The sequence below is a fragment of the Ralstonia sp. 1B3 genome (assembly GCF_036631435.1).
This window is the reverse complement of the sequence record NZ_JAPNUG010000008.1, coordinates 58,437-82,698: the sequence shown is the minus strand read 5'-3', so window position 1 is coordinate 82,698 and position 24,262 is coordinate 58,437. Positions and strand designations below refer to the sequence as shown.

Sequence of the window (24,262 nt, the reverse complement as noted above, 5' to 3'; positions counted from 1 at the left end):
CTGGCGCGCTTGCAATCCATATTGCCCCCATGACCGTCTCTGTCGCTCTCGCCCAGATCAACTGCACCGTCGGCGATTTCGCCGGCAATGCTGCCCGCATCGTCGCCGCTGCGCGCGAAGCGCACCAGGCTGGTGCGCGCATTCTCCTCACGCCGGAACTGTCGCTCACGGGCTATCCGCCCGAAGACCTGCTGCTGCGCCCGGCGTTTATCGATGCCAGTGCGCGCGCGCTCGATGCGCTGATCGCCGAACTGGCGGCCTTCCCGGGTTTGCACGTGCTGATCGGGCACCCGCAACTCGCTGGAAGCGCCGGCGCCTGGGTGCTGCCCAAGCCCACCAACAGCGCCACCGTTGCCGTGGATGGCCGCGTGATCGGCCGGTACAACAAGCTCGAACTGCCCAACAACGAAGTCTTCGACGAGAAGCGCTACTTCCAGCCCGGCACCGAGCCGTTTGTGTTCGAAGTGGACGGCACGCGCTTCGGCGTCGTCATCTGCGAAGACGCCTGGTATGCCACGGCCACGGCCTACGCCAAGGCGGCCGGCGCGCAGGTGGTGCTGATCCCCAACGCGTCGCCGTATCACCTGGACAAGGAAGACCTGCGCGAGCGGATCATCGGTGCGCGCGTGAAGGAATCGGGCTTGCCGCATGTGTATGCGAACCTCGTCGGCGGACAGGATGAGTTGGTGTTCGACGGGGGCTCGTTCGTGCTTGATGCCGAAGGCAACGTCGTCGTTCGGATGGGGCAGTTCGTTGAAGGCGTCGGCTACGTGCAGTTCGACGGTGGACGCGCGTTGCCGGGCACGGTCGTGCCGGAGCGCCGCTGGAAGCCCAGGTGTATGAGGCACTCAAGCTGGGCGTGCGCGATTACCTCGGCAAGAATGGCTTTCCGGGTGCGATCATCGGCTTGTCAGGCGGTGTCGACTCAGCGTTGGTGCTGGCGATTGCCGTCGATGCGCTCGGCGCCGATCGTGTGCGCGCGGTGATGATGCCCTCGCGTTACACGGCCGATATCTCGTGGGTCGATGCGCGTGACATGGCCGCCCGCCTGGGCGTGCAGTACGACGAAATCGCCATCAGCCCGATGTTCGACGCGTTCAAGGGCGCATTGGCGGAGGAGTTCCGCGGGCTGCCGGAAGATGCGACGGAAGAGAACATCCAGGCGTAGCGCATTCGCGGCACGCTGCTGATGGCGCTGTCCAACAAGAGCGGCCGGATCGTGCTGACCACCGGCAACAAGAGCGAAATGGCCGTCGGCTACTGCACGCTGTACGGCGACATGGCCGGCGGCTTTGCCGTCATCAAGGACATCTTCAAGACGCTGGTCTATCGCCTGTGCCGCTACCGCAATGCGTTGTCGGAAGTGATTCCGGGCGCATCCTGACGCGCGCACCGTCGGCCGAGCTGCGTGAAAACCAGACCGACCAGGACAGCCTGCCCCAATACGATGCGCTCGACGCCATCGTGCAGCGCTACATGGAGCAGAACCAGCCGGTGGCGGACATCATCGCGGCCGGCTTTGCCGAGGCCGACGTGCAGAAGATCGTGCGTCTCATCAAGATCAACGAATACAAGCGGCGTCAGGCACCAGTGGGCATTCGCGTGACGCAGCGGGCGTTCGGGCGCGACTGGCGGTATCCGATCACGTCGCGCTTCAAGGAATAGGTCGCCGCCATGCTCGACTACTACGCCAAACGTGCCCCCGAATACGAGCGCATTTACACGAAGCCCGAGCGGCAGGGCGATTTGGCGTGGTTGAAGGCGCGCGTGCGCGACGTGACGCGCGGCGCGCGGGTGCTGGATCTCGCGTGCGGTACCGGTTTTTGGACCGAGGCGATGACCGACGCGCGCAGCATCGTCGGCGCGGATTACAACGACACCGTCCTGCGCATTGCACGCGGCAAGGGCATCGCCGGGGCGTCGTTCGTGCGCGCAGACAACGATGCGCTGCCGTTCGCGCCCGGCACCTTCGACGTGATGACGGCGGGCTGCTGGTGGTCGTACTGCCGCTGCAGCATTTGCGCCGGCATGTCGAAGGGCTGCACCGCGCCTTGTGGCCCGGCGTGCGCGTGCTGTGGTTCGATAACCAGTATGTGTTTGGCTCGAGCACGCCCATTGCCTACAACGACGAACATGGCAATACGTGGCAGCGTCGCCCCCTGCGTGACGGCAGCGAGCACGACGTGCTGAAGAATTTTCCCGACGATCCGACGCTGCTGCAGACGGTGTCCGGCATCGCCCGGGATGTGCGCATTAACCGGCTCCAGTATTATTGGACGCTTGAATACTTCACCAACTAGTGAGCGAGACACCCATGAAACAAATCACCGCCATCATCAAGCCCTTCAAACTGGACGAAGTGCGCGAGTCGCTCGCCGACGTGGGGGTGACCGGCCTGACCGTCACTGAGGTCAAGGGTTTCGCCAGAAGGGTCACACCGAGCTGTATCGCGGTGCGGAATACGTGGTCGACTTCCTGCCGAAGATCAAGATCGAGGTGGTGGTGGCCGAAAGCCAGGTCGAAAACGTGATCGACACGATCGTCAAAGCTGCCAAGACCGGCAAGATCGGCGACGGCAAGATCTTCGTGATGCCGGTGGAGCAGGTGATCCGCATCCGCACCGGCGAGAAGGACGAAGCAGGGTCTGAAGCCGCCGCCTGTGGCCGGCGCGCTCGCGCCGGTCAGGGTTGATCAACGCGGCAGGGTGATGTTCCAGCGCAGCGTCACCAGCCGCCCGATCACGATCGCCAGCGTGGCGATCACCACAGACACGCTCGGCAGCAAGTCCGTGTGTGTCAGCCCGACGTAGAGGAAGCACCCGAGAAACGCGCACGTTGCGTACGGGTGATTGTCCCGCAGCAGCATCGGCACTTCATTGCAAACCACATCGCGCAGCAGGCCGCCAAAGGCCGCCGTAATCACGCCCATCATCACCGACACGAAGACCGGCACACCTGCATCGAGCGCCAGCTGCGTGCCCAGCACGCCAAAGAGCCCCATGCCGATGGCGTCGGCCACGATCAGCACCCGGTCGGACACCAGCTGGCTCACCAGCCGGATGACCCAATTGGCAAACAGGCTCATCACGAAGAGTGCGAGCAGGTATTGCTCGTGCTCGATCCAGTAGAAGGGCCGCCGATCCAGCAATAGATCGCGCAGCGCCGCCGCCAAACGCGGTCAGGAACGCGACGATGAACGCGCCCACGGCATCGAGGCGACGCCGTTTGGCCTCGGCCAGCCCCGAGATGGCAAACGAGAAGACCGCGAGGATCTCCACCCAGTGCATCACCAATTGCAGGCGTGTTACGTGCATGTGTGCGCTGTCCGCCTGCGCGTCAGGAGCCGTACGGCTGGCGCAGCAGCACGAGCACCGCGCCCGCGCCGCCCGCCGTGTTGCGCGGCTCGACGAAGGCGATCACCTCTTCTTTCTGTACCAGCCACGAACGCACCTTGCCCTTGAGCACGGGCGTTTTGTCGGGCGAGCCGAGGCCCTTGCCGTGGATCACGCGCACGCAGCGGATGCCGCGCTGCACGGCACGGCGCAGGAAGGCGGCCAACGCCTCGCGGGCTTCTTCGCGGCGCATGCCGTGCAGGTCGATCTGATCTTGCATGGCCCACCGCCGCGGCGCAGCTTCTTGAGCACGTCGTCGCCGATGCCCGGGCGACGGTAGGACAGCGTGTCGTCGGTTTCGAGCAAGTTGTCCACGTCGAATTCATCCGACAGGGAATCGCGCAGGACGGTCTGCTCTTCGGCGCGCGAATGCACAGGGTCCGGCGCGGGCGGATTGCGCGGATGTTCCACACGCTTGTTCTGGCGCAGGGCGCTTACCTCGCCGATGCTGGCGCGGAACACGTTGGCTTCTGCGGCCTTGCGTGCGGCGGCTTCGGCGCGCTGGCGTTCGGCTTCGCGTGCCTCCGTTTCGTGCTTGAGCTGGTCACGCAGGCCGGCCAGGTCGGTCAGGCTGAGCTTGTTGGCGGGGAGGAAGCGCGTTTCATGGTGAAGGGCGGGCGAGCACGTCGGGTGGAGCCTCTGTCGATTATACGAAGGCGCCGCACATGGCAAAACGGCCGATGGTTACCCATCGGCCGCGTTGTTTGCGCCCGGCAGACCCCGGGGCGGTGAAGCTTATTCCAGGCTTTCCAGGTAGCGCTGGGCGTCGAGCGCCGCCATGCAGCCCGTGCCGGCGCTGGTGATGGCTTGGCGGTAGATGTGGTCCTGCACGTCGCCGGCGGCAAACACGCCCGGGATGTTCGTGGCTGTCGCCATGCCGTCCAGGCCGCTCTTCGTGCGGATATAGCCCGTGTCGTTCATGTCGAGCTGGCCGCGGAAGATGTCGGTGTTCGGCTTGTGGCCGATGGCGATGAATACGCCAGCCACCTTGACCTCTTCGACCTTGCCTTCGTTCTCGTTCGTGCCCTTCAGGCGGGCGCCCGTCACGCCGGAGTCGTCGCCCAGGATCTCGTCGAGGACCATGTTGGTCTTGATCTCGATCTTGCCTTTCTTCTCCTGCTCATGCAGGCGGTCGATCAGGATCGGCTCGGCGCGGAACTTGTCGCGGCGGTGGATGAGCGTGACCTTGCTGGCGATGTTGGCCAGGTACAGCGCTTCTTCCACGGCGGTGTTGCCGCCACCCACCACGGCCACTTCCTGGCCCTTGTAGAAGAAGCCGTCGCACGTTGCGCAGGCAGACACGCCGCGGCCCGCGAAGGCTTCTTCCGACGGCAGCCCCAGATATTGGGCCGAAGCGCCGGTGGAGACGATCAGCGCGTCGCAGGTGTATTCGCCCGAATCGCCCACCAGGCGGATCGGCTTTTCCTTCAGATGCGCGGTGTGAATGTGGTCGAACAGCACTTCGGTCTTGAAGCGCTCGGCGTGCTCCAGGAAGCGCTGCATCAATTCGGGGCCTTGCAAGTGCTCCTTGTCAGCGGGCCAGTTCTCCACGTCGGTGGTGGTCATGAGCTGGCCGCCCTGCGCTAGGCCGGTGACCAGCACGGGGTTCAGGTTGGCCCGGGCAGCGTAAATCGCGGCCGTGTAGCCGGCGGGGCCGGAGCCAAGGATCAGCACTTTTGCGTGTTTTGCCATGATGCGTTCTGTGTGTGCGCGGCACGAGGGGTGGAGCGCCGCCGTGCAGGCTAGGTGAGGGTGATGGGCGCCATTATAAAGTGGCACCCCCTCGTCCGCCCGGTTGTAAATTCCAATGGCAGTGATAGGGCCGCGTTACAATCCTCGGCATCGTATTTGTGCTGTCCCAAGCCGCGTGGCCTTGCCCAAGCGGCACATCCGTCTCTCCGCGTCTCCCGCATGGCTCGAGCTTCCACCACTCCGACAACCCGCACTGACCCATCCGCACTGCCGTCCCGCATTGGGCGGCTGCTGGGGAGGTCCGCTGGTTCCTGTTGCTGGCGGTGACCATCGCCTTCCTGATCATTCTCCTGTCATACAACCGGGCCGACCCCGGTTTCACCCACGCCAGCCAGGTCGACGAAATTCGCAACCTCGGCGGCCGCGTGGGCGCGTGGTTGGCCGATCTGCTGCTGTTTGTCTTTGGCGCGTCCGCCTACTGGTGGGCGGTGCTGCTGGTGCGCAAGGTCTGGCGCGGCTGGCGCGAGCTGATGTCGGACGAACGTCTGCCGCGTACGGCCATGCCGCGCGTTGACGCCAGTGTCACGTGGATCGGCTTTGCGCTGATCCTGGCCTCCAGCATGGGTCTGGAAGCCATTCGCATGTATTCGCTGCACATGAAGCTGCCCCGTGCGCCTGGCGGCGTGCTGGGCGACGTGATCGGCGGGGCGATGCAGCATTCGCTGGGCTTTACTGGCGGCACGCTGGCGCTGCTGTTCACGTTTCTGGTCGGGCTGTCGCTCTTCTTCCATTTTTCGTGGCTGAACCTGGCTGAGCAGATCGGCGCCGGCGTCGAGATGCTGTTCGTTGGCTTCAAGACACGCCGCGAGAGCAAGCAGGACCGCGCAATTGGCGAGGCCGCCAAGGTCGAGCGCGAAGAGGTGGTCGAAACCCGCCGCGTGCGCATTGAAGAATCGCCGCCGGTGCAGATCGTGCGCCCGACCGCCGTGGTCAAGAGCGAGCGCGTGGAGCGCGAGAAGCAGCAGCCGCTGTTTGTCGACATTCACGATTCCGACCTGCCGCCGCTGGCGCTGCTCGATCCGATCCCGCCGGTCGTCGAAACCGTGAGCGCCGAGACGCTGGAATTCACCTCGCGCCTGATCGAGAAGAAGCTCAAGGATTTCGGCGTGGAAGTGCAGGTGGTGGCGGCCTATCCGGGCCCGGTCATCACGCGCTACGAGATCGAGCCCGCCACGGGCGTGAAGGGCAGCCAGATCGTCAACCTGGCCAAGGACCTGGCGCGTTCGTTATCGTTGGTGTCGATCCGCGTGGTGGAGACGATTCCGGGCAAGAACTACATGGGTCTGGAACTGCCGAACCCGAAGCGCCAGGCCGTGCGCCTGTCGGAGATTCTCGGCTCGCAGGTCTACAACGAGAGCGCTTCGCAGCTCACGCTGGCGCTGGGCAAGGACATCGCCGGCAAGCCGGTGGTGGCAGACCTCGCCAAGATGCCGCACTGCATGGTGGCCGGTACCACGGGTTCCGGTAAGTCGGTCGGGATCAACGCGATGATTCTGTCGCTGCTGTACAAGGCGAAGGCCGACGCGGTGCGCCTGATCCTGATCGACCCGAAGATGCTGGAGCTGAGCATCTACGAAGGCATTCCGCACTTGCTGTGCCCGGTCGTGACCGACATGCGGCAGGCGGGCCACGCGCTGAACTGGGCCGTGGGCGAGATGGAGCGCCGCTACAAGCTCATGAGCAAGATGGGCGTGCGCAACCTGGCCGGCTTCAACAAGAAGATCGAAGAAGCCGCCGCGCGCGAAGAGAAGATTCCCAACCCGTTCAGCCTCACGCCCGACGCGCCGGAGCCGCTCGACAAGCTGCCGATGATCGTCATCGTGATCGACGAACTGGCCGACCTGATGATGGTGGTCGGCAAGAAGGTCGAAGAGCTGATCGCGCGGATTGCGCAGAAGGCGCGTGCGGCCGGCATCCACCTGGTGCTGGCGACGCAGCGTCCGTCGGTGGACGTGATCACGGGCCTGATCAAGGCCAACGTGCCGACGCGGATCGCGTTCCAGGTCAGCAGCAAGATCGACTCGCGCACCATCCTAGACCAGCAGGGCGCCGAAGCGCTGCTCGGCATGGGCGACATGCTGTACCTGGCGCCCGGCACCGGCTTGCCGGTGCGCGTGCACGGTGCGTTCGTGTCGGACGAGGAAGTTCACCGCATCGTCGACAACCTCAAGGCGCAGGGCGAGCCGAATTACATCGAAGGCATTCTCGAAGGCGGCGTGGCCGACGGCGAGGGCGGCGGCGATGGCTTTGGTGGCGGCGCTGGCCTTGTCGGTGCGGGCGGCGGCGAGGCCGATCCGCTGTATGACCAGGCGGTCGACGTGGTGCTCAAGAATCGCCGCGCGTCGATCTCGCTGGTGCAGCGTCATCTGCGCATCGGCTACAACCGCGCCGCACGCCTGCTCGAAGACATGGAAAAGGCGGGGCTCGTGTCAGCCATGTCGGGCAACGGCAACCGCGAAATCCTGGCGCCCAATCGCAACGGCAACGTCGTCGAAGAGGAATGACGCTGCCCGCATGGCGCGCGCATTTGCAGTTACATCGCGTTACCGCGCGGGCGGAATGTTCCGGCGCGGCCGGCCACTAACAACAAGATCAACTGAAACCGGGATTCCTATGTTTGTGTTGAAAGCACGTCACCTGATGGCCGCCGCGCTGGTCTCGCTGGCGACATGGTCTGCCGGCGCCTACGCAGGGGCGGTCGAACAGCTCAACGCCTTCGTGAGCAATGTCAGCACTGCGCGCGGCGAGTTCGTGCAGCGGCAAGTGAAGGGCGGCACCAACGGCAGCCCGCTGCGCGTGGCCGGCACGTCCAACGGTGATTTCGTCTTCTCGCGCCCGGGCCGCTTCGTCTGGCGCTATGTGAAGCCCTACGAACAGCAGCTCTCGGCCGACGGCCAGACGCTCTACATCTTCGACAAGGACTTGAACCAGATCACGGAGCGCAAGCTCGATGCGTCCCTGGGTTCCAGCCCGGCCGCCATCCTGTTCGGCAGCAACGATCTGGCGAAGAATTTCACGCTCAAGGAAGGTGGTACCAAGGACGGCATCGACTGGGCCGAACTCACGCCCAAAGCGAAGGACACCCAGTTCGAGCGCATCGCCATCGGCTTTCGCAGCGGCGAGCTGCAGGGGATGGAGCTGCGTGACGCCTTCGGGAACACCACCCTGCTGACGTTCTCGAACATCCAGAAGAATCCGCAACTGCCGGCCAACGTGTTCCGCTTTACGCCGCCCAAAGGGGCCGACGTCATCAAGCAATGACGCGTAGAGGCCGGTTTTCGATCAGGAGACCGACCATGCCTTTGCCGTTCACTACGTCGCTGCACCGAGCCGCCGCTGTTGCCGTTGCGGCGTCAGCGGCGGCCGTCTTTGCGGGATGCGCCTCCACCGGAGCGTCCCGTTTTGACGTCGATTCGTTCCTCACCGCGCCAGACACGGTGCTGGCCGAGGCCTTGGTCAACAAGGATTTCCTGCATGCGACCGAGCTGCCCAGCGCCGAGTGCGGCGCATTGGTGAAGGGTCACGCGGGGCAGGTCGTGCCGATCCAGGCGCCGGTTGATCCGCGTCTGCCCGAGGCTTCGGCGCGTCAGCCGTTCGTGATTCAGCCGCCAGCCAGCGAGAACGTCTGGCTGCTGCTGCGCGCGTCCAACGGGACGCAGTCGTGCCATGGGCCGTTGCAGGCCAAGGCGTTTATGGGGTTGGTGCAGCGCGCGTCGAACTGACGGCATGACCGTCGTCTAAGCGTGGGCCGCTTTCATGTCGGCAATGAAGGCGGCCAGCAGATCGTTGCGCCGGGCATCGCGGCGCACCACCATGTCGAACGGCACCTCGTAGCGCATGGCTGCGGGTGCCAGCGGCGTCAGCAGGCCCTGGGCTACGTAGGGCGCCGCAAAGTGCTCCGGCAGGTAACCCAGGTGTCGCCCGGAGAGCACCAGCATTGCCACCGCTTCCATGTTGTCGCCACCGCAGTCACCGGCCGCTCGGCCGGCGACCCCGCCGCTTCCGGCAGCGGATAGCTGCGCCACGCCCACGCGTGCGCCAGCGCCTGCGCGGGCGTCACGTCCCCAGCCTTGCTGAACAACGGATGGCCGCGCCCCGCATACGCAAGCTGCGTCTCGTGGAAGATCGTCGTGTAGTCCAGCGCCGGCACGCGGTGCCAGAAATAGCCGATCGCCATGTGGATCTTGTTGTCGAGCAGCAGTCCTTCCAGCTCCCCGGGCGGGCGGACCGACACCGTGAAATGCACGGATTCATCGCGTTGCCGAAAGCGCTCGATGGCCTGGCTGATGCGTGCATTCGCATTGACGGGCGCATGGCCGATCAATCCGAGATTCAACGTGCCGACCAGCGTGCGGCCCACCTTGCGCGCCTCCGCGCTGAAGACGTCGAGTGCGCCCAGCAGCTTGCGTGCGGAATCGACGAAGCGTTCGCCGCGCGCGGTGAGCCGGAAGCCGCTGCGGCCGCGCTCGCATAGCCGGTAGCCCAGTCGGGTCTCCAGCGTGGACAGCTGCGTGCTGATGGTGGATTGCCCCACGTTCAGCGTTGCCTGGGCAGGGGTGATGCCGCCCGCGTCGACCACGGCGAGAAATACGCGGATCAGTCGCAGATCAAGATCGGAAGCTTGTCCCAGCACGGTGGTCGATACATCGCTCTATATCGATGTTTGATTCGGAGATTTCGCATTCTACGTGCGAAATTCATCGGCAAGAATGCAGTGTATCGACACTCCTTACATCGGCTCGGGCCGATGTGACCATGCGACTGCCATGAACGACCGCGCCGACCTCTTCCAGCCCGCCTCGGGCAACGCCATGCCGCGTTTTGGCGGCATTGCCACCATGATGCGGCTGCCTGCCGCCAGGTCAGCCGCCGGGCTGGACGCCTGTTTTGTCGGTGTGCCGTTCGACCTTGGCACGTCCAACCGCAACGGCGCGCGGCTGGGGCCTCGGCAGATCCGCGCAGAATCCGTCCTCCTGCGGCCGTACAACATGGCCACGCGCGCCGCGCCGTTCGACTCGCTGCGCGTGGCCGATATCGGCGACGTGCCGACCAATCCGTACAACCTGCATGACTCGATCGCGCGCATTGAGGCCGCATACCGGGAGGTCATCGCCGGCGGCTGCCGACCGATCGGCCTGGGCGGCGACCACACCGTCACGCTGCCCATCCTGCGCGCGATGCATGCCAAGTACGGCCGCATCGGCCTGATCCACGTGGACGCGCATGCCGACGTCAACGACACGATGTTCGGCGAGAAGATCGCGCACGGCACGCCATTTCGCCGCGCGGTGGAAGAGGGCTTGCTCGATTGCAACCGCGTCGTGCAGATCGGCCTGCGCGGCACCGGCTACGCGGCCGAGGATTTCGACTGGTGCCGTGACCAGGGCTTTCGCGTGGTGACCGCCGAGGAATGCTGGCACCGATCGCTCGCGCCGCTCATGGAAGAGGTGCGCGCTCGCGTGCAGGGCGGCCCGGTCTACATCAGCTTCGACATCGACGGCATCGACCCCGCCTATGCGCCCGGCACCGGCACGCCGGAGATTGGCGGCCTGACCGTGCCGCAGGCGCTGGAGATCGTGCGCGGTGCACGCGGTCTCGACATCGTCGGTGCGGATCTGGTCGAGGTGTCCCCGCCATACGACCCGTTCGGGACGACGGCGTTGCTCGGCGCCAGCCTCGCGTTCGAGATGCTGTGCGTGCTGCCCGGCGTCGAATACCGGGCCTGACGCGACACCCATAAGAACGGAGAGGAGACTCCATGCAAGCAACGCAATCGACTGCCCAGCCGCGCCGTGCGGCGATGGCATCGTTCATTGGCACCACGATCGAGTGGTACGACTTCTACAGCTACGCCACGGCGGCGGCGCTTGTCTTCGGGCCGCTGTTCTTTCCGGGAGAGAACCGCTTGCTGGGGCTGCTGGCTTCGTTCGGGTCGTTCGCCATCGGATTTCTCGCGCGGCCCATCGGCGGCGTGCTGTTCGGCCGCATCGGCGACAAGCTCGGCCGCAAACGCGCGCTCATGGGCACGCTCACCCTCATGGCCGTTGCCACCGTGCTGATCGGTTGTCTGCCTACCTATGCGCAGGCCGGATGGATTGCGCCGGTCGCGCTGGTGGCGTTGCGTGTGCTGCAAGGCATTGCCGTGGGTGGCGAGTGGGGCGGCGCGGTGCTGTTGGCCGGCGAGCATGCGCCGAAAGGCCGGCGCACGTTCTTTGCTTCGTTCGCGCAGCTTGGCAGCGCCGGTGGTCTGATCCTGTCGATGCTGGCCTTTTCCGCCGTCAGCCGGCTCGAGCCGGAGGCCTTCATGGCGTGGGGCTGGCGCCTGCCCTTCCTGGCGAGTGCGGTGCTGCTGGCCGTGGGTTTTGTGATCCGCATGTCGGTCAACGAATCGCCGGAATTCGAGGCGATGCAGGCCTCCGGCGACGTGGCGAAGCAGCCGCTGGCGGAGGCGCTCAAGGCATGGCCGCTCATTGCTCTGGCCATTGGCGCCAACGTGTACGGCATCGCGGGCGTGTACTTCAGCAACATCTTCATGATTTCGTACGCCACGCAGTACCTGCAGCTCGATCGCGCAATGATTCTCGACTGCATGTTCTGGGTGGCCGTGCTGCAGTTCTTCGTGCAGCTCGGTGCGGCCACGCTGGCCGACCGTTTCGGAACACGCCGCATGCTGGTCATCCTCGCGGCTTTCGCGGTGGTCGTGCCGTTCGTCATGCTCCCGCTGGTCCGCATGGGCGAGTCGCACACCGTGTTTGCAGGGGTGGCCATCGCAACGCTGGCCGAGTCCGGCTATTACGCGATCATCGCGGGCTTTGTCAGCGGCATGTTCGCGGCGCGCATCCGCTACACGGCGATCTCGTTGTCGTATCAGGTGTGCGGCGCATTTGCGGGTGGCCTGACACCGCTGCTTGCCACGGTGCTGGCAGATCGCTTCTTCCCGCTGTGGTGGCCGATGGCGATCTTCTATGCCGGTTTTGCGGCGCTGTCGCTGATCTGCGTGCTTTTGATCGGCCGGAGCAGGCCGGTCGCAGACGAGCCGGCGTTGGACGCACGCGCCGCCTGACGCTGCCGTGGGAAGCGGTCGGCGAGCGGATTCTGCGACAATCCCCGCATGAACGCTTCCGCCTCTCTTTCCCGGACGCGCCCGCCCACATGCCGCTGGCCGAGCGCCTCCGCCCCCATTCCGCCGATGAAGTGATCGGTCAGCAGCATCTGCTGGGCCCGGGCAAGCCGCTGCGCGTCGCCTTCGCGTCGGGCGAGCCGCATTCGATGATCCTCTGGGGGCCGCCCGGCGTCGGGAAGACCACGCTGGCGCGGCTGATGGCCAATGCGTTCGACGCAGAATTCATCGCGCTGTCCGCGGTCCTCTCCGGCGTCAAGGACATCCGCGAGGCCGTGGAGCGTGCGGAGCAGTTTCGCGCCAATGGCCGCCGTACGCTTGTCTTCGTCGACGAAGTCCATCGCTTCAATAAAAGCCAGCAGGACGCCTTCCTGCCGCACGTGGAAAGCGGGCTGTTCACCTTTATCGGTGCGACGACGGAGAACCCCTCGTTCGAAGTGAACGGCGCATTGCTGTCGCGTGCCGCGGTGTACGTGCTCAAGAGCCTGTCGGACGACGAGCTGAAGCAGCTTGCCGAACGCGCACGCCAGGAGCTGGGCGGGCTGGAGTGGACACCCGCCGCACTCGACGCCATCGTCGCGTCGGCCGACGGCGATGGCCGCAAGCTTCTCAACAACGTGGAAATCGTCACCCGCGCGGCGCGTTCGCAGGCCGAGGGCGATACCGTTCCGGTGATCGACGAGGCGCTGCTGGCCTCCGCGCTGTCGGAAAACCTGCGCCGCTTCGACAAGGGCGGCGACGCCTTCTACGACCAGATCAGCGCGCTGCACAAGTCCGTGCGCGGCTCCGATCCGGACGGCGCGCTGTACTGGTTCTGCCGCATGCTCGATGGCGGCGCAGACCCGCGCTATCTCGCGCGCCGCATCGTGCGGATGGCGTGGGAAGACATCGGCCTGGCCGACCCGCGCGCCGGCCGCATCACGCTCGACGCCGCCGAGACGTACGAACGCCTGGGCTCGCCGGAAGGGGAGCTGGCGCTGGCTCAGGCGGTGATCTACCTGGCCATCGCGCCCAAGTCGAACGCCGGCTATAACGCCTACAACGCGGCGCGCGCCTTCGTCAGCCAGGACAAGTCGCGCAACGTGCCCGTGCATCTGCGCAATGCGCCCACCAAGCTGATGAAGGAACTCGGCTACGGCCATGCCTACCGCTATGCGCATGACGAGCCGGAGGCCTACGCCGCCGGCGAAACCTACTTCCCCGACGATCTGCCCCGCAGAACTGGTACGTGCCGACGCCGCGCGGCCTGGAAGGCAAGATTGGCGAGAAGCTGCGGCACCTGCGCGAGCTGGATGCGCAGTGGCACGCCCAGCACGACAAATCCTCCCGCAACAAATAAGCCCCACGGGCCGGTACGATAAAATCGGCCTTTTCGGTCGTTCAGACCGCTCGCAATCTTCGGTTTCCTTTTCCCAACATGCTTGATATCCAACTGCTGCGCAAAGACATCGACGCCGTCGCCGCGCGCCTCAAAGATCGCGGCTACGTGCTCGACGTGGCCGGCTTTGCCGCGCTCGAAGCGGAACGCAAGGCCATCCAGACCCGCACCGAAGAGCTGCAGGCCCGCCGCAACAGCCTGTCCAAGCAGATCGGCATGCTCAAGGGCAAGGGCGAGGACGCATCAGGCGTGATGGCCGAGGTGTCGGGCATCGGCGACGAGCTGAAGGCGTCTGCCGCGCAACTCGACGTGGTGCAGGCGAAGTTGCAGGATCTGATGCTGTCGATCCCGAACCTGCCGCACGAAAGCGTGCCGGCCGGCCGCGACGAGACGCAGAACGTGGAAGTGCGCCGCGAAGGCACGCCGCGTACGTTCGACTTCCCCGTCAAGGATCACGTGGACCTGGGCGCCGCGCTGGGGCTGGATTTCGATGCGGGCGCCAAGCTGTCGGGCGCGCGATTCACCGTCCTGAAAGGGCAGGTGGCGCGTCTGCATCGCGCACTCGCGCAGTTCATGCTCGATACGCACACGCTTGAGCACGGCTACACCGAAGCGTACGTGCCGTACATCGTCAACGCTGCGTCGATGCGTGGCACGGGCCAGTTGCCGAAGTTCGAGGAAGACCTGTTCCGCGTGCCGCGCAAGATGGGGCACAGCGCCGAAGGCGAAGACGGCGAGCGCGTCGAGAACTTCTACCTGATCCCGACTGCCGAAGTGCCGCTCACGAACCTCGTGCGCGATGAGATCGTGGCCGCCGATGCGCTGCCGATGATGTTTGCGGCGCATTCGCCGTGCTTCCGCCCGAAGCCGGCTCGTACGGCAAGGACACGCGCGGCATGATCCGCCAGCACCAGTTCGACAAGGTTGAGATGGTGCAGATCGTGCAGCCCGACACGTCGTTCGATGCGCTGGAAGCCATGACGAACGCCGCGGAGAACATCCTGCGCAAGCTGGAACTGCCGTTCCGCACCGTCGTGCTGTGCACCGGCGACATGGGTTTCGGCAGCACCAAGACGTACGACATCGAGGTGTGGATCCCGGCGCAGAACACGTACCGCGAAATCAGCTCGTGCTCGAACATGGGCGATTTCCAGGCGCGCCGCATGCAAGCGCGTTTCCGCAACGCGCAGGGCAAGCCGGAACTGGTCCACACGCTCAACGGCTCGGGCCTCGCCGTGGGCCGTACCCTGGTGGCCGTGCTGGAGAACTACCAGAACGCGGATGGCTCGGTCACGGTGCCGACGGTGCTGCGTCCGTATCTGGGCGGCCAGGAAGTGCTGAAACCGGCAGTTTGATCAGTTGTGCCGACCCTCTTGATCAGGTCGGAAAATTTTTGTTATACTCGCGGTTTCGCGATTCAGCGACCCAGTTACCGGAGAGGTGGCAGAGTGGTCGAATGTACCTGACTCGAAATCAGGCGTACCGGCGACGGTACCGTGGGTTCGAATCCCACCCTCTCCGCCAGACAGCCCCAGTTGCTTGTAGCAACTGGGGTTTTCTTTGCATCAATGGTCTAGCTGCCCTTGTTCCTCATGATGTGGTACACAAGGGGTCATGGAGACCATGCAAAACAAGCCGGGACTTGTTCGCCGTAACGGCACCTACTACGCGCGCCTGCGTGTTCTAAAAACCTTCGCGAGCAGATCGGCAAGGCTGAAATTAAGCTCAGTCTCAAGACTAAAGATCGTGCCGAGGCCAACGGGAAGCTTTCTGACGCTCTCGTGTCCATCCATCGCATATTTGCCGCTGCGCTGAATGCGGACGAAGCCGTCACGCCTGAAGCAGTTGAGGTCGGGCGAGGTGTGCTGGAGCAGATCGCGCGCGACTGGTTCCGTCCGCGTTGGCAAGCGCGCGAACATGCCGTCTGGCAGCCCATCCCTCCCGACAAGTCAGTGCAAGACGCGATCGACATAATCGATCAAGACCTAGCGCAGGTTTCGCCGCCGGACGACATCACCTATGGCCAGTACCTGTATCAGGCACGGAAACTGTTGGACCAGCTCGGCTATCCGAACGCATCCGGTACCAGCACGGAGACTCTGGCGCGTTACATGATTCGCGGAGAAGTCGAGTGCCTCAACATGGCTCGGCGCCATCACGTTGAACGCGATTTGCACCATACCATCCGAGACCCGATTTTCCGGCCCGCAGGCGCTCTGGCGGAGGTCGGTAGTGCTCTTGTCCCCTGGAGCGAAAAAACGCCGTGACGGTCGCGCAAGCCATCGAGCGATTCCTCGGCGACCCGCAGCGTGCTGGACTGAGCGCGAAGAACAGCCAGGGCTATAAGATGGGCTTCAAACTGCTGCGGGAGATTGTCGGAGGCAATTTCCCTCTCGTTGATGTTCAGCGAGATCACGCCCGTAAGGTTCAAGAAGCTCTGGCGCATCTGCCGCCACACGCTTCCAAGAGTTTCCCGAAGCTGACCCTGGTCCAAGCCGCTGAGTATGCCAAGACGAATGGCTTACCTCCGATCTCCGCGAAGACCGCTGAGAACATCCTCTTCAACTTTGCCAGCTTCTTCCGTTGGGCGGTACGAGAGCACATCATCGACCGGACACCGGCCGATGGTCTCCAGCCCACGCAGAAAAAACGCTCCAAGGCTGAGGGACGTCAGCCGTTTTGCGAGTCTGATCTTGTGAAGCTTTTCTCGGCCGAACTGTACAGTCGACCATATCGCGAGGTGGCGGGAAGCCAGTTAGGGCGATACTGGGTGCCGCTCTTGGCTCTTTACCATGGCGCTCGCCTGAATGAGCTGTGCCAGCTCGAAGTCGCGGACATCGGCGAGGCAGATGGTGTTGCATTCCTGCGCATCACGGAAGAAAGCGAGACTGGTGAAGAGAAGCACGTGAAGACGCGCAATGCGCAGCGTGACGTACCTATCCATCCGGTCCTATGTCAGCTCGGATTCATGGACTACGCTGCGAGCGTCAAAAAGAGTGGTACGTCGCGCCTGTTCCCTGATCTGACCAAAGCTGCAACTGGGTACTACTCCGACAACTTCTCGAAGTGGTTCAGCCGCTTCCGCAAGCAGCAAGGTGTGACAGACCGGCGAGTGAACTTCCACTCGTTTCGCCACGGGTTCCGGGACGCGACGCGTGCCGCGAACATACCACCGGACATTGTCAGTGAGTTGTGCGGATGGTCAGCAGGTGATTCGATGCGTGAGCATTACGGCAGCGGACATACTCTACAACGAAAGCTCGAAGAGCTGTCCAAGGTCCGGTTCCCTGCTGTCGAACGACTGCTGCCTCTACAGGTGGTCAAGAAGAGGCACAACGAAGATTAGAGCAAGGACGACAATCACCACATGGCAACACATCGCCGTAGTGAAGAAGGGCACCGTGTTCGCATCCGCACGCGCGCCCATTTCCGCCTACAGAATTTTCTTAATGGGGATCAGCAGGTAGCCGCCGAGTATGCACGCTTTGATCGCATGGAGGTCAAGCGTGACTACCTGATCAGCAACGTACCCTTCGACTACGACAGCCCCGTCGAACTTGCGAACCATATTGCAGCGGGCCACGCGGTGGTGGGTGGGGACTTAGACCCGCGATGCCACGCGTTCATCCGCACGCTGAACGGCAGCGATGCGTTCATGAAAGTCGGGTTGCACAGGACGACGGACGAAGGCGCGCGCTGGCTCGTCGATATCACACTGCGGTTCCGTTTTGCAGGCGGCAGGCCGGCCCAGATAGGCGAAGAGGCCGCGCGACCGCGAACGCAATTGCAGGTCACAGTTGTCTTCAGACCGACACGGCTGGCAGCACATGCCAGCACGCGTGGCATCGATATCGCGACGGCAAGCTGGCAGCATATCCTGACCTCCGACGAGACAACTTTCCAAGCAATCGCCGATGAGTCGGCCAGCCTGCGGCACGACAATTTGATACCAGGGCATCTTTTGAATCCGGTTGCACAGCTGGACACGTCCACGGGCGAATCTTTGCCCGATTCGGCGACCGATGCGGTCAATAGTCTGCGGGCTGTGGAGGCATTAATCGAGCACTTGGTTGGCTGCCGCGTCGCCGATAGGCGATGGCTTGCGCCGCAACGGCCGTGGGTTCTCACCCAGGCCGAGACCTATTGGGAGTTCGGTCACATCAGTGCGATTGAGACGGTGCGCGGGCTGCGGTCGACCCTCTGGACCCTGTGCAAGGACAGCGGGGAGCGGATATGGTCGCTGGAAGACGGAACGGAGCTACTCGCGTTTACAGGGCGGCTCACCGATGCTGTCGGCATCGCAATCTATCCGAAGACGGTGGACAGAATTCGGCTAGAGATACGTCATCGCAAGGACATCCCCGGTAACGCTGGGATGCCTATTGCGGAACGGCTTCGATTCGTTGCCGTCAATGCGGCGCGCCGTGCGAACCAAGCGCGACAAGCTGTGCTTCGTGCGTACAACGAGCGCGGCGGCGAAGAGTTGGCACCTGACGCACTGATCGGCCGACTGAGCGAACTGGCGATGCTGTTGATGGACCAGTTACGCGGACAACCTGATGTCGCCGCCGACGTTTTGGCGCAATTATTGACGCGTGGCGGTGTGTGGTGCCAGGGAGAGGACGCCTTGGTGACAGATTCTGTTGCGCGCGGTCTTGAACAGTTGGGGGTTGTGGAGTCGACGGGTGTAGGGCGTCAGTCCAGCCGTGACCCGTATTTTCCGCTCGCGGCGCGTTATCGGCCGCTGTTCGAGGTGTTCTCGCCCGTCTGCCAAGAGTAGAGCGTAGGGGTTCCAGAACCCCGTCGTTCACGCGTCAAGGCGAGGTCAGTAATCAGATCGCGTATCAGTGTCTGGCGATGTGCCGGTAGTTGCCGAAAGCTGCGGATCAGCGCGACTTCCTGCTCGGTGAATGTCGAGTCACCAACCTCTTTTCGCCGCTTCTTTGTAGGGCCACTGTCCGACGGCTTGATCCCGAACCTCAACCACGACTCGGACACGCCAAGCCATTCGGCCAGGGTCCTGATCTTGTCGTCGGTTGGCCGAGCCTTGCCCGTCAACCATTTCTGCGCAGCCTGTGGCGTGATGGGCTCGTGCGGATGCCGCAGGTTGAACTGAATGGCAAGCTCGGACGGAGTCCCAACTGGCTTGGGGCTCCGACGTAGGGCCTGCGTGAGGCGCTCCGAGAATGCTTGCTTGTCGTCGGCTCGTTGCATGCGCCGAGCGTAGGACAAAGGGCGCTCGCCACGATAACTAACGGTTGTCAGAAACAACTAACGGCTTTAAAGTCGGTGCGCTGCTGGCGTGGGGCGGGGAGTTTTGATGCTCCGGGCAGGCGGCATGTTGCCCGCATGCGGACACTGGGAACCGCTGATTTTGCAACCGGTTTCATTGCCCACTCGATTGCGGGACCCAAGATTGCGGGACCCAATAAGTCCAATGGAGCAGCTGCATGAACAAGACACTGAGCGCCACAATCGGCGCCATCACCTTTGCATGGGCGCTGTGCGCCGCCGCCCAAGTTCAAGAAAGGACCGAACTTCAGTACATCCAGACGCTTCGTGATGCGGCGCACCGATGTGCGTTCTCGCAAGGATTGGCGAACAGCGCCACGAGGCTCGACATATCGCGCGACTTTAGCCAGGAGCAAGCCCAGAAGGCGACGCAGTCCTGCGTGGCGGCGCTCGATAAGGGGGAGGCCGCCTTTAAGGCCGAGATTGCCAAGCCTCACCGCCCGGCCGTACGTGAAGGCATCAAGAAGGTCTACGCGCGATGGCGAACCTATGTGGAGAGCGTGGGGAGCGGGCCGGCGGATGTTGGGGCGGAACGCGGATTCAATGATGCCGTGAACGACCTGAAGCTGGAGGTCGAGAATCCATGAGCCTCCGCTTGATTCTGTCGGCGGGCGCCATGTGCGGTGCCTCCGCCCCCGCTTCCGGCACGCGCATCGCCTTGCCAGGCCGTTTCTTCTGCGTCGTCGCGCTGTCTCTGCTGTTAGGTGCCTGCGCGACGCCAGTGCCCCTGGACGTGTCGCAGTCAGCGCATCTCGTGCGGACATCGGTTAGCGTCAAGCCTATGGTCGCCTCGGTGGAGATGAAAAACGAAGCGCCACCGCCAACACCGCACGAGCACAAGGTGTTCGACACCACGTTCGTGCCTGTCCCTGCCGAAACGGCGGCCATCGTCGCGGCGGACCTTAAGAGGTACTTCGATCAGGCAACAGTGCACGCGGATGGCAGCAAGCAGCGCATCGTTGTCCGCATCGAGCGCGCGGACGCCTATTGGGAATTCCACGCCGTCGATAAGGCGCCAATCGTATCGCTGTTCACGATGCCCGGCCGGCGCAACTACTTCATGAACGTACGGGTCAGCTTCGAGGTGGAGCAGGACGGCAAGGTGGTTCGGACGTACACCGCCAATGAGCGGTTCGTGTTGCCCGACGGAAAGGCCAACGGCCAAGACGATATCGAGGAATCTACCCGGCGCCTGATTGCTCAGTACCGGGAGCAGTTCTTCGCAGGCCTCGACAAAACCTTCACCACTCGCTATCTCGACTAGCCGTGCTCGTCGCCGGGGCTGTCGTGATGGCGGCCGGCGGCAAACACACGACTCTTCGTGCGGAATCAATGACGAGCAGGACAGACATGAGCGACAGCTTGACGCTGAAAGAACGTGCGGAAACTGACCCGGTGCTTCAACGAGTGCTGGAAACCTACCGTGACATGTGCCACGGGCTGGCGAGGGACTACTGGAAGGGTTTTCTGGAAATCTCTGCAACGAATGATCCAGCCTCAGCCATGGCCCTAGCGCCCGTATACGCGGCCAAGTTTGAAGGGGTGATCGCGCGTAAGGCTGCGGAATATGAAGCCGAGGCTGGGATTCCTGGGCTCGGCGAGCGGTACCTCGCATACATCGAAGAAGAGCGAGAGGTTGCTGCAAGAGTATCAGCGCGATCCGGCGGCCTTGAGACGTAGCCTCGGAGCGCCCCAGCTGGTCCCGGAGACTGCGCCGGCTCGACAAGATAGGCAGCGCATGTCCATGGGTGAATTAGCCGCGCGCACCGCCGTACGTACCACGGTATGGACGCTGGTCCGCGATGCAATACGGGCGATCCTACGATAGGCGACACATGTCACAACCTCGGTAGCAGTGACACGTTTCTGCTATCGATTTTGAAACCGGTTGCAACGCTAACTATTTGTGGATGGAAACCACGGATCGTTTACCCGCGCCGCCATGGAAGACGTGGCAGGTCTAGGCATAGCATTGGCAGCGCATGACAGCCCTTGTCGCCGTGACCTGCCGTCTGACATGGAGCCCGCCACCCACCGCTTCGAATTCACGACACTGGCGTTCGACCGACCGCAGACGGTGTTTGACCTGCCACGGTGGAAGTGGCCGACCATCGGTCCCTACAACGGCTTCGATGGGGCGGCACGCATCCGGGCATGGCAGCTTGTGCGGTTCTACGAACTAAACGGCTGGCTGCGGTATCCCCAAGTGTGCTCTGTCACCGGAAGAGAGGGAGAGGTTGGACTTCATCAGGAAGATTACGCGCGCCCTTGGGACGCCTACCCAGTTTCCCGTCGAGCGCATCTGCTGATCCACACGCGGGAGCGCTACCCGGACAACTGGGTGGCGTTCCTGGCCAACGAGGCGTTGCCTGGCACCTGGGCCAAGGGACTAGCGCTGGACGGCTGCAAGACGGCGAAGCGTTGCACCGCTGCCGATCTGCTTACCGCCGCGCCGCACCCGTCATACGTGGTCGTGCCGGCGGCGCAGTTTCGCGGTGCGCCGAGGCGGGCGCCGTCGTCGCCCTGATCGTGGCCAGCGGACGCGCCGGCCGCACCTTCACACGCTGATTTCATCAACTGCGAGGGGACCTTTCCGTGGAGCCAATCACCGGCTTTTTCCTGTACATCGCCTGTGCCGCCATCGTTGCCGGCATCGCCTGGAAGAAGGGCCTCCGATGGGGCTGGTCCTTCGCCGGCATTTTGATCCTCGGCCCGCTGATGGTGACGGGCGCTTCTATTGCCACCGAAGGTCACGTCAACGGCATGGTAGCGGCACTGCTGGCGTTCCTTGTCCCAATGGTAGCGCTGATCGTCGTGCTGACGGGCAAGAACGAGCAGCAGCTTGCCGCCGGTCTGGGCAGTACGGTGCGTATCGCAAGTGCCCGTTCTGTGCGGAGTCGGTCCGGCTCGAAGCTGTGAAATGCAAGCAACTGTGGGTCGGCGTTAGAGCCGGTTCAAGCCTAGTAGCTGGCAAAATCCCGAAGGTTGTATCCGGCATGTCTACGTTTCTCGTGTGCCAGCGGAGATTTTGCCGCTTACGGTGCCGCGCATGAGTCGGCCCCCACCATAAGAGTTATTTTCCGCCCGGGGGATCATCGTCAAAATCTGACGTACACTCCGAGGCGACGCATATACCTCGGCAATGGAGCGCGACTGGTGTAGCCGAAGTTACGCGATTGCGTGAACTGATGAGTACGTTGCTCTGATGACGTGAAAAACATATCCCCGCTAAATTAACATAAAAAATGAAAGATCGAATTGTTAGCGGAATATTTAGCATTAGTGGGGCATCACTTCTTGTTGGCGCGGCCGGCTTCTTGTCTGCGCTGGTCACGATGTTTGTTGATGTGAATGCGACGGTTTCAGTTAAGTGGCTGATATTTGCAACTCTCCTTGGGTCAACGATCACCCTGATTTTATTAAAAATAATATCTGATCTTTCTTTAGAGAAAAAACCCCCTCCCCCATTTGAGATTCCGATCAAATTCATCGGGGGAGCGGACGGGATCTTCGTTATTCGTCGCAACGAGAATTTTCTCAATAGCATAATAGTTGGCTGCTACTCGCAGCGCGACGGCGTGGATAAGTTAGCCTATCTAGCCGTCGTGCATCTGGTTCAAGAGAAGATGATTCAAATAAAAATCCGAACCGACCTTGGGGTTTTCAATGGGGCCGATCTGTCAGCAGATGATCTGAAAACAATAGAGATTAGGCCAGTAGTCCCGGTGACGGCTTTCGAGTTATTTGGTGCGCAGGAGATTTAAATGAACGATCGATACTTCGCCAAGGTGGTAGGGCTGATTGATTCCACCACTGTCGTTATCAACGCTGGTGAGTTGAAGGGCATTGGCCTCGGCGACAAGTTTTTGCTAGTTGGACTGGGTGATATTGTCGTTGACCCAGATACCAACGAGGAGCTTGACCGGCTGGAGATTGTTAGAGGAAAGGTCAAAGTAGTTCACGTTCAGTCAAAAATTTCCACAGTACAATCATGTGAATACGTGAAGGCGGATGATGTAAAGCAAATCAAGAAGGTTACTTCACGTGCCACAGGTCTAGTTACTTTCTTGGGGCCGCAAGATTCGGTAACAGAATCTATTACACCTGGAAAGGAAACACTGAAGGTGTTGGCAGGCGCGCAGGTTGGCGACCTTGCTATTCGAGCTTAGCTAGCAGAGGGGCTGCCCGATGTCCGTGCAATTTGGCTCTGCTGTTGAGCAAAGGGGCAGCAACATTGTTACGCGCTGCACCTTGTTTGCCAGATGATTAGCTGGCGCTCACACCATCCCTGTACGATATCGTTCGTTTTTGAACATCCCCATCACCGCTGTCCGAAAACCTGCTTGACCTCATTCCGTACGCTGTTAATGTTCCGTACATCGTTTTGGTACAGGGAAACTAGGAATGACGAGGGTTTTTTCGTACTGTCGGGTATCGACCGCAGAGCAGAGCACCGAGAACCAAGTGCGGGAGATTCGTGCGGCCGGCTTCAATGTCGAGTCGCGGCGCGTGGTCGCGGAAGTCGTATCCGGCTCGGTGGCGGCGAGTCAGCGGCAAGGTTTCGCCAAGCTGCGTGATCGCCTGGAAGCTGGGGATGTGTTGGTGGTGACGAAACTGGATCGACTCGGGCGCAACGCGATGGACGTGCGCATGACGGTCGAGGACCTACAGCAGGCCGGCGTGCGCGTGCACTGTCTGGCGCTGGGTGGAGCAGACCTAACCAGTGCTGCGGGCAAGATGACGATGTCGGTGTTGTCGGCGGTCGCGGAGTTTGAGCGCGACTTGTTGCTAGAGCGTACCGCCTCGGGGCTCGCTCGGGCCAAGGACGCCGGCAAGATACTAGGTCGCCCGCGCGCGCTGACTGCTAAGCAGGAACACCTAGTTCAGCAACGCCTGGCTCAAGGGGATGCCATCGCCGCTATTGCGCGGGACCTCAACACTAGTCGCCAGACCGTGATGCGAGTGCGCGGGCGCATAGCGGCTGACGGGCCGACTTGAGCTGTCTCGGCGGTTTGCAACCGGTTGCAAATTCCTTTCGATGTCGAAGTTATTACCGAAATGGTGTTGCGGCACGTCGGTTAGCCTGAATTCAAATTCATTGAATTCAGATTTAAATATCACTCGACGTCGCGCATTTGCATCGAATTTTTGTTGTCTTTGCAGTTGTTGATTATCCGTTAGGCCGTTTCGATTATCATCCGCGCAAACAGCAAAAAGGCAATCGCTCTGCGCCAGACAGAGCGAGGCCGCCAGGGGTTCGTTCCATTTCAGACGGGGCAGGGAGTGCTTTTGCATGAGACGACATCTCGGGCGCGTCTTTGTGCGTCTC

Annotated in this window: 17 protein-coding genes, 1 tRNA gene and 10 pseudogenes; 23 read left to right on the top strand and 5 right to left on the bottom strand. The window is 62.6% G+C overall.

The genetic code is table 11. The features are described from left to right. The first annotated feature begins 29 nt into the window (after positions 1 to 29). The 3 pseudogenes from OWR21_RS02190 (at position 30) to OWR21_RS02180 (ending at position 2,691) form a co-directional block, all read left to right on the top strand. Positions 30 to 1,665, top strand: a pseudogene (locus OWR21_RS02190) (NAD+ synthase). Positions 1,666 to 1,674: 9 nt separating this feature from the next. Beyond that, positions 1,675 to 2,300 (top strand): annotated as a pseudogene (locus tag OWR21_RS02185) (class I SAM-dependent methyltransferase). A 14-nt stretch (positions 2,301 to 2,314) separates the two neighbouring features. Next, a pseudogene (locus tag OWR21_RS02180) lies at positions 2,315 to 2,691 on the top strand (P-II family nitrogen regulator). On the opposite strand, the pseudogene OWR21_RS02175 reads toward OWR21_RS02180, so the two are convergent. From OWR21_RS02175 to trxB, 3 genes and pseudogenes are all read right to left on the bottom strand, one after another. After that, positions 2,692 to 3,313, bottom strand: a pseudogene (locus tag OWR21_RS02175) (trimeric intracellular cation channel family protein). It lies immediately after the preceding pseudogene. Between the two features lie 22 nt (positions 3,314 to 3,335). Continuing rightward, a pseudogene (locus OWR21_RS02170) lies at positions 3,336 to 3,961 on the bottom strand (Smr/MutS family protein). A gap of 165 nt (positions 3,962 to 4,126) precedes the next feature. After that, positions 4,127 to 5,083, bottom strand: a complete 957-nt coding sequence (gene trxB / locus OWR21_RS02165) for a thioredoxin-disulfide reductase (RefSeq protein ID WP_332394499.1) — start codon at positions 5,081 to 5,083, stop codon at positions 4,127 to 4,129. Positions 5,084 to 5,302: 219 nt separating this feature from the next. On the opposite strand from trxB, the pseudogene OWR21_RS02160 reads away from it, so the two are divergent. From OWR21_RS02160 to OWR21_RS02150, 3 genes and pseudogenes are all read left to right on the top strand, one after another. Further along, positions 5,303 to 7,647: pseudogene (locus OWR21_RS02160) on the top strand (DNA translocase FtsK). A 109-nt stretch (positions 7,648 to 7,756) separates the two neighbouring features. Beyond that, on the top strand, positions 7,757 to 8,404 hold the full coding sequence (lolA, locus tag OWR21_RS02155) for an outer membrane lipoprotein chaperone LolA (protein ID WP_147214078.1): 648 nt from the start codon (positions 7,757 to 7,759) through the stop codon (positions 8,402 to 8,404). A 35-nt stretch (positions 8,405 to 8,439) separates the two neighbouring features. Beyond that, complete coding sequence (locus tag OWR21_RS02150) at positions 8,440 to 8,865, top strand: hypothetical protein (RefSeq protein ID WP_147214077.1); 426 nt, start codon at positions 8,440 to 8,442, stop codon at positions 8,863 to 8,865. A gap of 15 nt (positions 8,866 to 8,880) precedes the next feature. On the opposite strand, the pseudogene OWR21_RS02145 reads toward OWR21_RS02150, so the two are convergent. Next, positions 8,881 to 9,776: pseudogene (locus OWR21_RS02145) on the bottom strand (LysR family transcriptional regulator). Between the two features lie 133 nt (positions 9,777 to 9,909). Here OWR21_RS02145 and speB point away from each other — a divergent pair. From speB to OWR21_RS02105, 9 genes and pseudogenes are all read left to right on the top strand, one after another. Beyond that, positions 9,910 to 10,869 carry an agmatinase gene (gene speB / locus OWR21_RS02140; RefSeq protein ID WP_332394498.1) on the top strand — a complete coding sequence of 320 codons (960 nt, stop codon included), beginning with the start codon at positions 9,910 to 9,912 and terminating at the stop codon, positions 10,867 to 10,869. Between the two features lie 32 nt (positions 10,870 to 10,901). Beyond that, on the top strand, positions 10,902 to 12,206 hold the full coding sequence (locus OWR21_RS02135) for an MFS transporter (protein WP_147214075.1): 1,305 nt from the start codon (positions 10,902 to 10,904) through the stop codon (positions 12,204 to 12,206). An 89-nt stretch (positions 12,207 to 12,295) separates the two neighbouring features. Then, a pseudogene (locus OWR21_RS02130) lies at positions 12,296 to 13,602 on the top strand (replication-associated recombination protein A). A gap of 78 nt (positions 13,603 to 13,680) precedes the next feature. Further along, positions 13,681 to 14,996 (top strand): annotated as a pseudogene (serS, locus tag OWR21_RS02125) (serine--tRNA ligase). A 79-nt stretch (positions 14,997 to 15,075) separates the two neighbouring features. Further along, positions 15,076 to 15,165, top strand: a tRNA-Ser gene (locus OWR21_RS02120). A 179-nt stretch (positions 15,166 to 15,344) separates the two neighbouring features. After that, a pseudogene (locus OWR21_RS12545) lies at positions 15,345 to 15,395 on the top strand (hypothetical protein); the annotation flags it as partial. A 27-nt stretch (positions 15,396 to 15,422) separates the two neighbouring features. Next, a complete protein-coding gene (locus tag OWR21_RS02115) occupies positions 15,423 to 15,908 on the top strand; it encodes a hypothetical protein (RefSeq protein ID WP_332394497.1) in 486 nt (161 codons plus the stop codon). Next, positions 15,905 to 16,987, top strand: a complete 1,083-nt coding sequence (locus OWR21_RS02110) for a site-specific integrase (RefSeq protein ID WP_332394496.1) — start codon at positions 15,905 to 15,907, stop codon at positions 16,985 to 16,987. Before OWR21_RS02115 ends, OWR21_RS02110 begins: the two co-directional genes overlap by 4 nt. Positions 16,988 to 17,008: 21 nt before the next feature. Then, a complete protein-coding gene (locus OWR21_RS02105) occupies positions 17,009 to 18,421 on the top strand; it encodes a hypothetical protein (protein ID WP_332394495.1) in 1,413 nt (470 codons plus the stop codon). Here OWR21_RS02105 and OWR21_RS02100 read toward each other — a convergent pair. After that, positions 18,376 to 18,855: a transcriptional regulator gene (locus OWR21_RS02100; protein ID WP_332394494.1), complete on the bottom strand. Its 480-nt coding sequence runs from the start codon at positions 18,853 to 18,855 to the stop codon at positions 18,376 to 18,378. The two genes, OWR21_RS02105 and OWR21_RS02100, sit on opposite strands and share 46 nt — an antisense overlap. A 236-nt stretch (positions 18,856 to 19,091) precedes the next feature. On the opposite strand from OWR21_RS02100, the gene OWR21_RS02095 reads away from it, so the two are divergent. The 8 genes from OWR21_RS02095 to OWR21_RS02060 all read left to right on the top strand — a co-directional run bounded on the left by OWR21_RS02095 (position 19,092) and on the right by OWR21_RS02060 (position 23,931). After that, positions 19,092 to 19,520, top strand: a complete 429-nt coding sequence (locus tag OWR21_RS02095; protein WP_332394493.1) for a hypothetical protein — start codon at positions 19,092 to 19,094, stop codon at positions 19,518 to 19,520. Then, on the top strand, positions 19,517 to 20,197 hold the full coding sequence (locus OWR21_RS02090; protein WP_332394492.1) for a hypothetical protein: 681 nt from the start codon (positions 19,517 to 19,519) through the stop codon (positions 20,195 to 20,197). Before OWR21_RS02095 ends, OWR21_RS02090 begins: the two co-directional genes overlap by 4 nt. Before the next feature lie 86 nt (positions 20,198 to 20,283). After that, positions 20,284 to 20,613, top strand: a complete 330-nt coding sequence (locus OWR21_RS02085; RefSeq protein ID WP_332394491.1) for a hypothetical protein — start codon at positions 20,284 to 20,286, stop codon at positions 20,611 to 20,613. Positions 20,614 to 20,950: 337 nt separating this feature from the next. Then, entirely contained in the window at positions 20,951 to 21,460 is a 510-nt protein-coding gene (locus OWR21_RS02080) for a hypothetical protein (protein ID WP_332394490.1), read from the top strand. Positions 21,461 to 21,528: 68 nt separating this feature from the next. Then, a complete protein-coding gene (locus tag OWR21_RS02075; RefSeq protein WP_332394489.1) occupies positions 21,529 to 21,852 on the top strand; it encodes a hypothetical protein in 324 nt (107 codons plus the stop codon). 398 nt (positions 21,853 to 22,250) lie between these two features. After that, positions 22,251 to 22,697 carry a hypothetical protein gene (locus OWR21_RS02070; RefSeq protein WP_332394488.1) on the top strand — a complete coding sequence of 149 codons (447 nt, stop codon included), beginning with the start codon at positions 22,251 to 22,253 and terminating at the stop codon, positions 22,695 to 22,697. After that, positions 22,698 to 23,102: a hypothetical protein gene (locus OWR21_RS02065; RefSeq protein ID WP_332394487.1), complete on the top strand. Its 405-nt coding sequence runs from the start codon at positions 22,698 to 22,700 to the stop codon at positions 23,100 to 23,102. A gap of 235 nt (positions 23,103 to 23,337) precedes the next feature. Next, positions 23,338 to 23,931, top strand: coding sequence for a recombinase family protein (locus OWR21_RS02060; protein WP_332394486.1), 594 nt, complete (start codon positions 23,338 to 23,340; stop codon positions 23,929 to 23,931). The last annotated feature ends 331 nt before the right edge of the window (positions 23,932 to 24,262 follow it).